9 protein-coding genes are annotated in these 11,711 nt (G+C 47.0%); 7 read left to right on the top strand and 2 right to left on the bottom strand.

Going from position 1 to position 11,711, the window contains the following annotated elements; all coding sequences use genetic code 11:
• Positions 1-199: 199 nt before the first annotated feature.
• From WCK19_RS04370 to WCK19_RS04355, 4 genes are read left to right on the top strand one after another with little or no spacing between them, the layout of a single operon-like run.
• Positions 200-1,147 carry a glycosyltransferase family 2 protein gene (locus tag WCK19_RS04370; RefSeq protein ID WP_342396143.1) on the top strand — a complete coding sequence of 316 codons (948 nt, stop codon included), beginning with the start codon at positions 200-202 and terminating at the stop codon, positions 1,145-1,147.
• Positions 1,140-2,168: a lysylphosphatidylglycerol synthase transmembrane domain-containing protein gene (locus WCK19_RS04365; protein ID WP_342396142.1), complete on the top strand. Its 1,029-nt coding sequence runs from the start codon at positions 1,140-1,142 to the stop codon at positions 2,166-2,168. The genes WCK19_RS04370 and WCK19_RS04365 overlap by 8 nt, the downstream gene beginning before the upstream one ends.
• A complete protein-coding gene (locus WCK19_RS04360; RefSeq protein WP_342396141.1) occupies positions 2,158-3,147 on the top strand; it encodes a D-2-hydroxyacid dehydrogenase in 990 nt (329 codons plus the stop codon). The genes WCK19_RS04365 and WCK19_RS04360 overlap by 11 nt, the downstream gene beginning before the upstream one ends.
• Positions 3,148-3,186: 39 nt before the next feature.
• Complete coding sequence (locus WCK19_RS04355; RefSeq protein WP_342396140.1) at positions 3,187-4,827, top strand: aspartate:alanine exchanger family transporter; 1,641 nt, start codon at positions 3,187-3,189, stop codon at positions 4,825-4,827.
• A 1-nt stretch (position 4,828) separates the two neighbouring features.
• Here the strand turns inward: WCK19_RS04355 and WCK19_RS04350 are convergent, their stop codons facing one another.
• Together WCK19_RS04350 and WCK19_RS04345 are read right to left on the bottom strand one after the other, a co-directional pair.
• Entirely contained in the window at positions 4,829-4,996 is a 168-nt protein-coding gene (locus tag WCK19_RS04350; RefSeq protein WP_342396139.1) for a hypothetical protein, read from the bottom strand.
• 60 nt (positions 4,997-5,056) lie between these two features.
• On the bottom strand, positions 5,057-8,560 hold the full coding sequence (locus WCK19_RS04345; protein ID WP_342396138.1) for a protein phosphatase 2C domain-containing protein: 3,504 nt from the start codon (positions 8,558-8,560) through the stop codon (positions 5,057-5,059).
• A 276-nt stretch (positions 8,561-8,836) separates the two neighbouring features.
• On the opposite strand from WCK19_RS04345, the gene WCK19_RS04340 reads away from it, so the two are divergent.
• Genes WCK19_RS04340 through WCK19_RS04330 form a run of 3 tightly spaced genes read left to right on the top strand, consistent with a single transcriptional unit; the run spans position 8,837 to position 11,586 of the window.
• On the top strand, positions 8,837-9,301 hold the full coding sequence (locus WCK19_RS04340) for a hypothetical protein (RefSeq protein ID WP_342396137.1): 465 nt from the start codon (positions 8,837-8,839) through the stop codon (positions 9,299-9,301).
• Positions 9,302-9,344: 43 nt separating this feature from the next.
• Positions 9,345-9,851, top strand: coding sequence for an NTF2-like N-terminal transpeptidase domain-containing protein (locus tag WCK19_RS04335; protein ID WP_342396136.1), 507 nt, complete (start codon positions 9,345-9,347; stop codon positions 9,849-9,851).
• A 13-nt stretch (positions 9,852-9,864) separates the two neighbouring features.
• Positions 9,865-11,586, top strand: coding sequence for a DUF5671 domain-containing protein (locus WCK19_RS04330; RefSeq protein ID WP_342396135.1), 1,722 nt, complete (start codon positions 9,865-9,867; stop codon positions 11,584-11,586).
• Positions 11,587-11,711 lie beyond the last annotated feature (125 nt).

Raw genomic sequence — 11,711 nt, 5'->3', positions numbered from 1 at the left:
AGGATGAGTTCAAGGTTGGCACTCCTTAAGACCTCGTCAGGCGTTCCACTGCCTGCCTGTGACCCGTAGGGGTTACATCCCCTTTCCAACCTTGCACTAGTCCTGAACAGCCTTTACCTCAGTTTGACAGTTAGGTAAACTCTAAAGGATAATTAATCGGTTATAATACAGTAGCTGAAAGGATAAAGAGCGCAACCGCATGATTTCTGATGACAAATTGAGCATAGTTTTCCCTGCTTATAATGAGGAAGCCTCAATAGCGCGAGTGGTAAAACGAACCCGTGAAATAAAACCCCGCGCTGAAATTATTGTGGTGGATGATGGTTCTAATGACCGCACTGCCCTTGAGGCTGCTAGTGAAGGCGCAAAGGTTGTACGACACCCCTATAACAAAGGCAACGGAGCAGCGGTAAAGAGCGGAATTCGTACTGCCACGCGCGAGGCAGTTTTGTTGCTGGATGCGGACGGGCAGCATAGCCCCGAAGATATTGACCGTTTGTTGGAACATATGGGACAGTATGATTTAGTTATTGGCGCACGCGATTTTTCTGGACAGGCGGGTTTGCATCGCGGGTTTGCAAACTGGGCTTACAATAGCTTAGCTAGTTATTTGGTAGAAATGAAAATACCGGATTTAACCAGCGGATTTCGCTGTTTCAAACGCGAAAAGGTATTAGAGTTTATCCACCTCCTACCCAACGGCTACAGCTACCCTACCACTACCACCATGAGCTTTATCAAAAGCGGCTACAACGTTAAATTCGTGCCGATTAAGGTGCATAAACGCGCCAAAGGCAGCAAGAGCAAAATCCGCCTTTTTCGAGATGGCATCCGTTTCATTAATATTATCCTGAAAATCATCGCCCTGTTTAATCCGATAAAAGTTTTCTTGCCTATCGCGGCTATGTGGCTGCTACTCGGCTTTCTATACGGGGTGGGTAATGTGGCGTTACGTGGTAACATCCCAAACGGAGCAGCGTTGCTAATCAGTATGGGAGTAATATTCTTTCTAGTTGGGCTAATTTCAGAGCAAATTGCCGCGCTTCGGTTTGAACGAATCGGACAAGTGGATACCCAGTTACTTGAAATTCTCTCGCACGAAAAGCTAATGTCAGAACAAATAGGAATTGCGAGGGATAATGGGTGATAATGAACCGGGCTATTCATTACGCTCTGAAAAGACTGTGACAGGTCGCCCGTTCTACACTAATCCTCGTTTCTGGCGTTGGATTGTAAGAATAGGTGGCACTACGCTTCTTATATTCTTCCTGACTCGCCTGAACCTTGACCCGGTTAAAATCTGGGATGATTTACGCCAAGCTAACCTCTGGTTGGTTGTGCTATCAATTCTGCTGGTATTCCCCCTTATAGCTTTCAAGGCATGGCGTTGGAATCTTATCCTGAAAGACCTGACGATAAAGCTTAGTTTTAAAACAGCCTACCGCCTTTATTCCATTGGTTTGTCTGCCGGTAGTTTTACGCCGGGGCAAGCGGGAGATGCAATTAAGGCTTTTTACCTGCGCGATATGGGCTACCCTTTGGGGCGCGGTATGGTTTCAGTAGTGTTAGATCGGCTTTTTGATGTGGCAGTGCTGATTTTACTGGCGGCAAGCGGTTTGTTATTTCTGGGAGCGGATTTTGCGGGAGAACTGCCGGTATTAGTCTTACTGCTAGGCGGCACGCTGGCGGGTTTGATAGCATTATCACTCCCGGCAATGCGTACTCGTTTGCTGAATATAGCCCTGCGCCTGTTACTATCACGTAAGGCAAAGTCCAACCGCGAGTTGCAGCGCGAAGAAGCGGAAGCGGAAGAAAAACTACGCCCGGTGAATTTTGTACCCACTTTCGGGGCAACCTTGATAGCATCGGGAATGGCTCTGTTTAGAATTTGGGTGTTGGCGTTGGCGTTGGGTATGAACCTAAGCCCATTAGAGGTAGTGGCAGTTAGCAGCCTTGCCACAGTTGTAAGCCTTGTTCCGGTATCGGTAGCGGGCATCGGCGCGCGTGATATGGCGTTGATAGCAATCCTCGATAAACTAGGCTATCTACATGAAAAAGCTATAAGCCTTAGTAGTTTCATTTTATTGTTGAATCTGGTAAATCTTGTAGCAGGATATGTTATTTGGAAATTCCAGAGTGGCGAGGATAAAGAAAAAAATGCCGGGTAAGTTGCTTTGCCTGAACGGGTTACCGCCGGAGTTCCGCGATAAAATTAGCGCAATTGCTACCGATGGAGGTATGCAAATAACTTTTATTCCTGAAACTTTGAAAGGCGATGAGCGGGATATACTGATTCTGAATGAAATCAGGAAAGCAGAAGTTATTTTTGGGGGCTTTCTCAAGGAAGAGCAATTCCTAGTAGCGCGTATGCTACGCTGGATTCATGCCCCATTCGCCGGAGTTAACCGGATTCTGGAAATCCCGCAACTGGTGGAAAGCGAGGTAATACTCACCAATGCGGCGGGAATTATGGCGGGCGCGTTGGCGGATCAGGTGATGGGTTATATCATCCTACACGCTCGCCATCTATTGGAGCAGCGAGATTATCAAAAGCAGCACAAATGGGTGAGCAACTGGAACCAAAACCAACCGGCAGCGTTAGCCGGTAAAACGTTGGGGATTATAGGCTATGGCAAAATAGGACGCGAAATAGCGAAACGGGCGCGTGCCTTTGATATGCGCGTTATTGCAACTAAACGAATCCTTGATGCGCCATACCCGGAATTGGATAGATTATACCCTGATACCGAATTAAAGAAGCTGCTGGCGGAAAGTGACTATATTGTGGTAGCCGCACCGCTTACCCCCCAAACAAAGGGGTTAATAGGGTATGCAGAATTTGAATTGATGAAACGAACAGCCTATTTTATCAATATTGCAAGAGGCGCATTGGTCAAAGAAGCTGAAATGGTTGAGGCATTAAAAGACGCGCTCATTAGCGGCGCGGCGCTGGACGTATTTGAAACTGAACCCTTACCAAATGACTCTCCTATCTGGGAGTTACCTAACGTATTTATAACGCCTCATTCGTCCGGTAATTTTGACGGGTTTTTACCCGCTACGGCAGAATTTTTTTGCCAAAACCTGCACCGATGGCTCAATGGTGAGACTTTGCTAAATATTGTAAATAAAAGGCTTGGCTATTGACGTTTATATAGGTGACAACTAAATGGACATAGGCGCTATATGATTCAATTATTAATTGATAATCCTCTTCTGTTATTGGCATTGGTAGCAGCTATCGGCTACCCGCTGGGACAGATTAAGGTCGGTGGAAGTAGTTTAGGAGTGGCAGCGGTGCTGTTTGTAGGCATCGCTTTCGGAGCGCTTGACCCTAACGTGAAGTTGCCGGAAATTGTGTACCAGTTAGGGCTAATTTTATTCGTTTACTCGGTTGGTTTGTCCAGCGGTCCCGGCTTTTTTGCCTCTTTCCGGCGCAGCGGCTTCCGAGACAACCTGATGGTCGGCACAATATTGCTGTTTGCTGCCGTTATGGCTTTTGCTGCCAATAAAATATTCGAGATGAAAGCTACTATTACTGCGGGGCTTTACGCCGGCAGCCTTACCAATACTCCGGCTCTGGCAGGTGCGCTCGAATATATCAAGACCTCTGCGCCTAAAGACAGCGTGGAACAGATGCTGGCAGAACCGGTGGTCAGCTATTCCGTAGCCTATCCAATGGGTGTAATCGGCATGATTGTCGTAATCTATATACTTCAAAAGGTTTGGAAGATAGATTATGCCAAAGAAAGCCGCGCTCACAAGGAGTTCGGGAATAGCGGCGAGAAACTAATAAATCTCACAGTGCTGGTGCAAAACCCTGAAGTCAGCAACTATCTGGTGCAGACGTTGATACGCAAATTCAAATGGGAAGTGGTACTTGGCAGAATTAAACACGAAAATCGTCTCTCGCTTGTAGGCGGCAAAACACAGATTCAACCGGGTGATTTGGTAAGCATCATCGGAACAGAAGAAGATGTTAAGTTTGCGGCTGATTGGCTAGGAGTGACCAGCGAGGAACAAATTGATAAGGATCGCTCCGAACTGGATTTCCGCCGCATGTTTGTATCTAACCGTCAAATAGTGGGACGAACGATTCGCTCCTTGAATTTGCATGAAAAAGCTGGGGCTATCCTCACTCGTATTCGGCGGGGCGATGTGGAATTTCTGGCGCAAGGCGATACTGTGCTAGAGTTGGGCGATAGAGTCAGGGTCGTTGCGCCTCCTAAGAAAATGACGGAAGTCGGGAAATTGCTAGGTGACTCCTATCGCGCCCTCAGTGAAATTGACATCATGAGTTTTAGCTTGGGGTTAGCGTTGGGTTTGTTGGTTGGAGCAATCCCAATCCCAATACCGGGAGGAATTACTTTCAAGCTCGGCAACGCGGGTGGACCTCTAATAGTGGCGCTGGTACTTGGGAAAATACATAATACCGGGCGAATTGTGTGGGATTTACCCTACAGTGCCAACCTGTTGGTAAGGCAATTAGGGCTGGTGTTCTTTCTGGCAGCGATTGGTACTCGTGCCGGCTATCCTTTTGTGAGTACCTTTTCCAAAGGCGGCGGCATTTTAATTTTCCTGATTGGTATAGTCATTACTGTGACAGTGGCGTTGTTGGCGCTCTTTATCGGGCATAAAGTTTTCAAAATACCAATGGGTGTTATGCTTGGTATCGTAGCAGGTTTGCAAACCCAACCGGCAGTGCTAGGCTTTGCTTTGGAACAAACCAAAAACGATTTGCCAAATATCGGTTACTCGACTGTCTATCCGGTGGCTATTATTTCAAAAATCCTGTTCACGCAGATTCTATTAACTTTATTACTTTAGCTCAATCAGGGCTGTTATTGGGTAAGGGCGCATTCCGATGCGCCCTCGTTGGGTGGCGTTTTTTGTGGGTGATGTGGCAATAAAAGAAGGGCGGTTCGTCTGTCTGTGTCATGAAATGAGTACGAACCGCCACTACAAAAACGATTTTCTTAACGCTTAGGGCGGACATTGGAAATAACTTGCAACCGCCCTGTTAGCTCAATTGCAAGGGCGGGACTGGAAAAGGCAGTTAGCGATACCAATTCTTACAGCGTGCCATTTCGCTACCTAAAAGCCCAAGAGTAACAGCGCCATCGGTTGCGCCGCTTATTACTTCAAGTCGCGCAAACTCAAAATATTGGATTTTCTTCTTGGAGTTGCCTTCGTTTACTTCAAAAGCAGGGCTTAAAGGTTGCCCGATTGCGGGATTAGCTTTCAGATAATTGGCAAAGGAAGTATCCACTTTTGGAGCGCTTGCGCCAACATTAGTCGGGGGTTTTGGTACTGCTTCGCAATTCTGCACACCAAGCACATCACTGCCTAGCTTGCCTAATTTTACCAATTTATCATTGGTACTCTGTACCAACCAACCGCGTTCTAAGAACTGGACATGCCCTATTCCTTCCCAATCAAACTCTTCGCTGATGGGATAGCCAAAACGACCGACACCGCCAGAGCTATCGTAAAGTTTTAGAAACTCCCCGCGCAAGGTGTGGCGGGTAGCGGCAACAAAGCGACTTCCATCCGCAAGAGTTGTATCAACCGTACCGCCGGAAAGAGGGTAGAAATTCAAAGCTTCGGCAGGCAATGCGAAGTTCACATTCAAGCCCGCGCCGGATGTAATAGCTAGGTTGCTTTTGCTGAATAATAGCTGTATAGGCGTATCTAAAGGCAGGTCTTTACGGAAATTACTCGAAGCCGTATCACGGGGGGTTATAACCAGAGTGTATTTTATAGTTGGGTCAAGCTTTGAGAAGTCAGCCTGATTCAGTTGGAAGCCCACCAATGGGGTATAACTAAGTTCTCGCCAATTAGACCGCTGCTCATTCGCCGCAGCCAACCACATTTGGAGACTCTCCGGCTTTGCGCCTTCAAGAGTAACCATTACACGTGGTGAGCGTACAACTGTTGCATTAGCGGTAACGCCTTGAGCAGGCGTTGTTTGGGTTGAGGCAACTTGTGTGGAACTTTCTGTGGGTTTGCTCAAACGCGAGACTATGTTTATAGCAACAAATATTACCGCTACAAAAATGACAAGCCCTAATAGTGCAGGTAACCAGAGATTGCGGACAATTTCCATATAGGGATTTGGACCTAATGGTTCTGAAAGTGACGGAGAGGCTATCGGTTGTGGCGGTACGAATGAGCCTGACCGACGCGATTCACGCATAGCAGCAGATTGTAGCGGATCAGCCATGTTTTGAGCGCGAGGTTCACCGGACACCCCGACCAAACGTTCCGATTTTTGGGAACGCTCCTCACTTGAGGCTGCCGCTGCTGCAACATAACCGCTGGGCGGTACAGGCGGGAAGTAGGTATAACTCGCTTGCTCAGAAGAAGCAGAAGGATTTATTACCGGAACTTTTTGAGTTGCGCCTGTTATATTAGATTGGGTATATTGGGCTTCTATGGCGGAAACTAACGGTTTTTCAGGCTTAGGAGGTACCGAATCCGGCAAATCTACCGGGGGTGCGCCTCTAGCGCCATAGTTGATCTCTTTTCCCAACCTCTCTATTTCACTTAGGCGTTGCTGTGCCGCGCTCATGCCTAGTGATTGCGCCTTAATAAAATAAGGTTTTGCCTCCAAATATTGCTTTTGCTCCAGCAACCATTTCCCATAGTCATAGCAAACGCGGGGGAAAGTGGGCTGCCATGGGTTAGGTGAAAGTAGCTGACTGAGTTGATCTACTAAATAGATGTACTCGGCTCCCACCTCCCTACGTCCGTTATCCCAAGCTTTCTGAGCGCGACTGACCCGATCTTTAAGTCGTCCCATCCCTTCGTTTTCGGGCTTGCCGTCTGGGCCGTTTGGAATAACTAAATTTTCCAGCCCGTGGGGTATCGGCACAGAACTACTAAAGCGCAAACCAGATTGAGCGGATTGGCGTATTCGCTTATCTTCCAGTGACCTGAGTTTAGAATTTGCCAACGAAACTAGCCTTTTATCGCGGGGGCGCAACGGCACAATTAATTCGTACCATGCTATCGCGTCATCGTCTTCTGAGTTACGGGCTGCGTCATCGCCCAATTGCATATACACCGAAGACAAATCATCCTGTATCGAGCCGAAGTCTGGGTCACGCGCATAAAGATTCTGAGCAATTGATAATTTTTGACTTGTCGTAAAATCGGCGCGTTTAAGCTCAAGATACAGTTGATTTAATTCCTGAAGCTGACGTATGCGGTTATCCTGCGGTTGTAATTTTCCTGCAAAATCGGCATAGGTAAGGCTTAAATGATAGTTACTTTCGCTACTGGCACGCTTGCTTTCGTTTAAGCAATAATCAAAGATATAGTGGTCATAACGAGTTATACCTCTCGCCAACACTGATTGGTAAAATCGTTCTGCTTTTGCCGGTTCGCTGTTTTCAATCGCTGAACCGATATAGCGCGTCAGATAACTACTAAGAGTTTCGTACAAGCCATGGTGAGTGGGGTCAAGTAATTCCAGTTCAATTAGCTGGTTTAAGCCCTCTTCCCACTGTCCAAGCGCAAAAGATTGTTGTCCTTGCGCTAACATTGCCTCATATTGGGGGGCTTTTTCTTCCATCACAGGCAAATCTACTACTCCAATGGGCTTGTAGGGTTTGGCTTTTAATGGGATTGTGCTTAAGGTGGTGGGTTCTTCAGAAAATTCAGCCAAATCTTCAACCGAGTTGGTACGTTCAGAGAGGTCTAGCGCAGTTCGCTCCAAAAGCTTTGCCAAGCCGGGCATTACCACATGGTCGCCAATTCTATCAACCAAAGTCATAGAAACAGTTATATTATCGCGCCCACCAACATCAATAGCAGCCTGTACCAAATTGTGACATAGGGCATTCAGCTTTTCCTGCCCGTTACTGGTTTTTGCTTCAGGTAATCCGCTTGCCAGTATTTTCTCGATTTTGTTCTCACCTACCATGTCCCATAGACCATCGGTACAGGTCAAAATCAAGTCGCCATCCTGTAGAGTACGCGCAGTAAAATCTATCAGCAACGAGTCCTGCAAACCTAGCGCACGGGTGATACTATGCCGCCGTCCGTCCTTTTTTAATTCTTCATCGGTCAAATAGCCTTTACGCACAAGGTTTTCGCCGAATTCTTTAACCCAGCTATGGTCTATAGTAACGGATTCAAAATTAAGATTAGGGCGTACCAAATAGATTCTTGAGTCGCCAATGTGTGCGGTTATTAATTGGTCACCTATTATCAAGGCAGAAACGAGGGTAGTTGCCATTCCGGGACGGTCACGCGCCAGTTTAAAAACTTCAATATTAGCCTTAAGAAAAGCTTTCTCTAAGGCAAAGCCAGCCTCAAGTTGTCCGCTGCTATATAAGCGAGCAAACTCGGCAAGCAAATTTTCCACTGCCGTTTTACTGGCAAGCGCACCCTCCGCGCCCATACTCACGCCATCAGCCACTGCAACAAGGCAACAAGGCGGCAAGTTTTTATCTGGGTTAGCAGGTATAAAGGTATGACCATGGAAGTCTTGCTGGTCTTTTTTACGAAGCCCTATATGAGCTTCTTCTATTATCCTGAGCGTGAATTGTGCCAAAATTAAATTCCCAGAACAGAAAATAACATATAAGTTTGAGGCATTCTACTACATTTTGAAAGGTAATGCACCTTATCATCTATAAGGGCAGTTGCAAGAAAGAAATTGTCCTCTATAAAACGGTTCTCAAAGGGGTTCGGGTTCTGTGGGAGCGCCCTCCGTATCGCGCTTTCTCGTCATTCCCAACTCATTCTTATAAACTTCTAACATAATATTTGCGTTAAAGAATTATAATGAAATTAAGGGACTAAATAGCATTAAACAGGAGGTGTAACTATGCGTAAGTTTGGGATAGCCAGCCTGATTTTGCTGGTAATGGGAATCTTCTTGAATGTGGGATGGTTGCTAAGCCCTTCCTCAAAATATGAGTGGGGTTTAGGGTATATATATGGGTTGCTTTCTATTAGTGGTGCTATTATAGTTGGGCTTATTACGCTAAAATTGGTAGCGATTTCCTTAGAAATGCCCGGTTTAGCAGGCAGTATCGCACTGGGGGTAAGTGTACCGGGAATTTTCCTTTGGGGAGCGATTCTAATATTTCCGGTTCCAGTCCTAGATAGTTCAGGCAATGGTGCTATTCTTAGTTTGCTATATTTAGCATCTTCAATAGTCTTGTTTATCGGCGGTTGGCAAGTCCCTGACGAACATTCCGATAAACCCAAATCTAAAGCTGCTGCTACGAAATCCTTACACTATCCCCAATCGTACACGAAACTTTATTACAAGCAAAAACCGCGCTAGAAGTTGTAAGCTAGTAAAAAGCTATTTGTAGGAGTTAAATATAATGAGCGAACCTGTGACTATACCAAGCGAAAACCCCGGTACGCCCAAAGAGCGCGACCGCTTTTTGATAGCGATAGTGGGAGGAATCGGGTTATTGGCACTACTGGCGCTTGCCAGCCTTTTCCTGTTACGCCAACCGCCCCCGAATATTCTGGCGAATAGTCCCGGCGGAGTGGCGCAAAGCTATATCAAGTCGCTTAATGACCGGGAATACGACAAAGCCTATGATTTGCTTGATAACTATCTCCAAAAAAGAATTAGCCGTCAGACCTTCAAAAGCAATATTTACTATACTTCTGAGAATATTAGGGCAGCGCTTAAATCCGAAAATATCAACGACAACAGCGCATCTGTTACACTGGAAATAAACCATTACAGCCAATCCAATCCTCTCTTTGGCGGGGATATATGGCGCGAAGATACGACAATGAGCTTGAGCCTTGAAAACGGCGTGTGGCGTATTAGCTATTTGAACTATCCCTACGGGTTGCAATACTGGCTGAACTGAAAGGAGCTTGGCAATGTTGATAGCAAGGCGTTTGTATATTTATGCCACCAGTTTTATAAGCCTGATGATGCTGGTGAGCGGCTTGTCCAATCTGCTAAACCTTCTTTTCGGAAGTTGGCTGGAGGTGGAGCGTTATTATTACTACGATAACAGCGATTCTTACATTCGCGAGCAATACAGCCTGTGGGGAGCAATTGCGGTTGTGGGCGGGGTGGTGTGGCTCATCCACTGGATATTGGCGCAGCGCAACGCAAGGGCGCAAGACTATCACGGTATAGAGGAGCGGCAATCAACGTTGCGTAAGTTGATGCTTTACCTCACCCTGTTTGTTACGGCGTTGCAGGTGTTTATTGCAGCGGGCGTTTTCTTAGGCGAGTTATTTTCACAATTAGCCAATAACGGGAATCTGAAGTACAGCTTTGCGAATAATATGCCTATTTTGTTGGTCAGTACGCCAGTATGGCTCTATTTCTGGCTGGTGACTCGCGCCGATAACCGGATTGCGCCGGAGCATGGCGGTGGGGCAACCGTACGCGGCTTGTATTTTTTCCTGATGAATTACGGCGCGGCATCGGTTTTGGCTATCAGTGTGACACTATTGGGACAGGATTATTGGAAATATATTACGGGTAGCAATACTGACCCCTATTACCGCAATGTGAACTTTATGGGGCTTATTGCTTCTGTCCTTGGGTGGGTTATCGTGAGTTTGGCGGGTTGGCTGTGGCATTGGTGGCAGATGCAGCGGCTTAACGCCACTTCGGAGAAGGAGCAACATTCGCTTTTGCGGAAATTTTACCTCTATACTATGCTTCTCCAAACAATTATAGTGACGGTTACGGCGGTTGCCTTATTTATGTACAACCTGATGCGGTTGGCGTTAGGCAGCGAGGTAATGAAAAATTCCAGCGAGTCGCTGCTTACGCAAGTGGGTAACCCTGTGGTGGTGGCGTTAGTTTACGGCATGTTTTGGGGCTATCACGCGCTGGTTTTGCATCGAGATATGGCTTTATTGGCGAAAGAACCGCCGCTTCAAGCAAACCTTCGCCGCTTGTATTGGTATCTGCTGTCTTTAATTGGTTTAATAACGCTTTCGTTTGGTCTTGCGCGGCTAATCAGAATAATGCTAGACCTTGCGTTGGGCGGTTGGGATTCTTCACAGTTGAAAAACATAGGCTGGAGCGATGAAATAAGCCAGCTTATAACGCTAATTCTGGTGGGCGGTGCAGTGTGGCTTTATAGTTGGCTAAAACTGCAACGTCAGAGTTTGGCGCAGGAGCATGTGGAAGAACGCCGCGCGGCAGTGCGCCGAATATATCTCTATCTGACGCTTTTCATGAGCGTGGTAACTTTGCTGATTAGCGGCGCGTGGCTAATTTACCAGTTTTTCAGGGCTTTTGATAACTCTATTACAAGCAACTTTATCTCCGGCACATGTTGGGCGTTGGGTATTACTCTCACCGCTGCGTTATGGCTGGTGTATCATCTGCAAACGTTGCTTGGCGACCTGAAGGCGAAAGCGGCAGTTCAGGCGACAATAGGAGAGGTTCAAGCGGGGGCTGCGCTGGTGTTTATTTATGGCAGAGATGCCGCGCTTATCGCCGGAAAGATTGCCCAATTGCAACGGCAACTCCCTGCAGATTATACGGTAGAGAGTTTGCCTACCGCTAACCTGAACCTTACTTGGCTCAGGGCGAGCCTTGCCGGGCAGGTCGCTGCCCCGGAGAATCAGTAGAACCCCGAACGCTCCGTTCCCGTATGCGCTCTCGTTGGGTGGCATATTTCGTGGGGATTGGGCAATAAAAGAAGGGCGACTCAAGCGTCGCCCCATAGGCATCAAGCTAAGAAGCAACAAGGGAG

Origin of the sequence: Candidatus Chlorohelix sp., from assembly GCF_037138995.1 — a bacterium.
Lineage (GTDB): Bacteria > Chloroflexota > Chloroflexia > Chloroheliales > Chloroheliaceae > Chlorohelix.
This window is presented reverse-complemented; position numbering and strand designations above follow the sequence as displayed.

Bases quoted from the DNA above. Each gene is read 5' to 3' on its own strand.
- WCK19_RS04370 (WP_342396143.1), top strand. From the start codon at position 200: ATGATTTCTGATGACAAATTGAGCATAGTTTTCCCTGCTTATAATGAG.
- WCK19_RS04365 (WP_342396142.1), top strand. From the start codon at position 1,140: ATGGGTGATAATGAACCGGGCTATTCATTACGCTCTGAAAAGACTGTG.
- WCK19_RS04360 (WP_342396141.1), top strand. From the start codon at position 2,158: ATGCCGGGTAAGTTGCTTTGCCTGAACGGGTTACCGCCGGAGTTCCGC.
- WCK19_RS04355 (WP_342396140.1), top strand. From the start codon at position 3,187: ATGATTCAATTATTAATTGATAATCCTCTTCTGTTATTGGCATTGGTA.
- WCK19_RS04350 (WP_342396139.1), bottom strand. From the start codon at position 4,996: ATGTCCGCCCTAAGCGTTAAGAAAATCGTTTTTGTAGTGGCGGTTCGT.
- WCK19_RS04340 (WP_342396137.1), top strand. From the start codon at position 8,837: ATGCGTAAGTTTGGGATAGCCAGCCTGATTTTGCTGGTAATGGGAATC.
- WCK19_RS04335 (WP_342396136.1), top strand. From the start codon at position 9,345: ATGAGCGAACCTGTGACTATACCAAGCGAAAACCCCGGTACGCCCAAA.
- WCK19_RS04330 (WP_342396135.1), top strand. From the start codon at position 9,865: ATGTTGATAGCAAGGCGTTTGTATATTTATGCCACCAGTTTTATAAGC.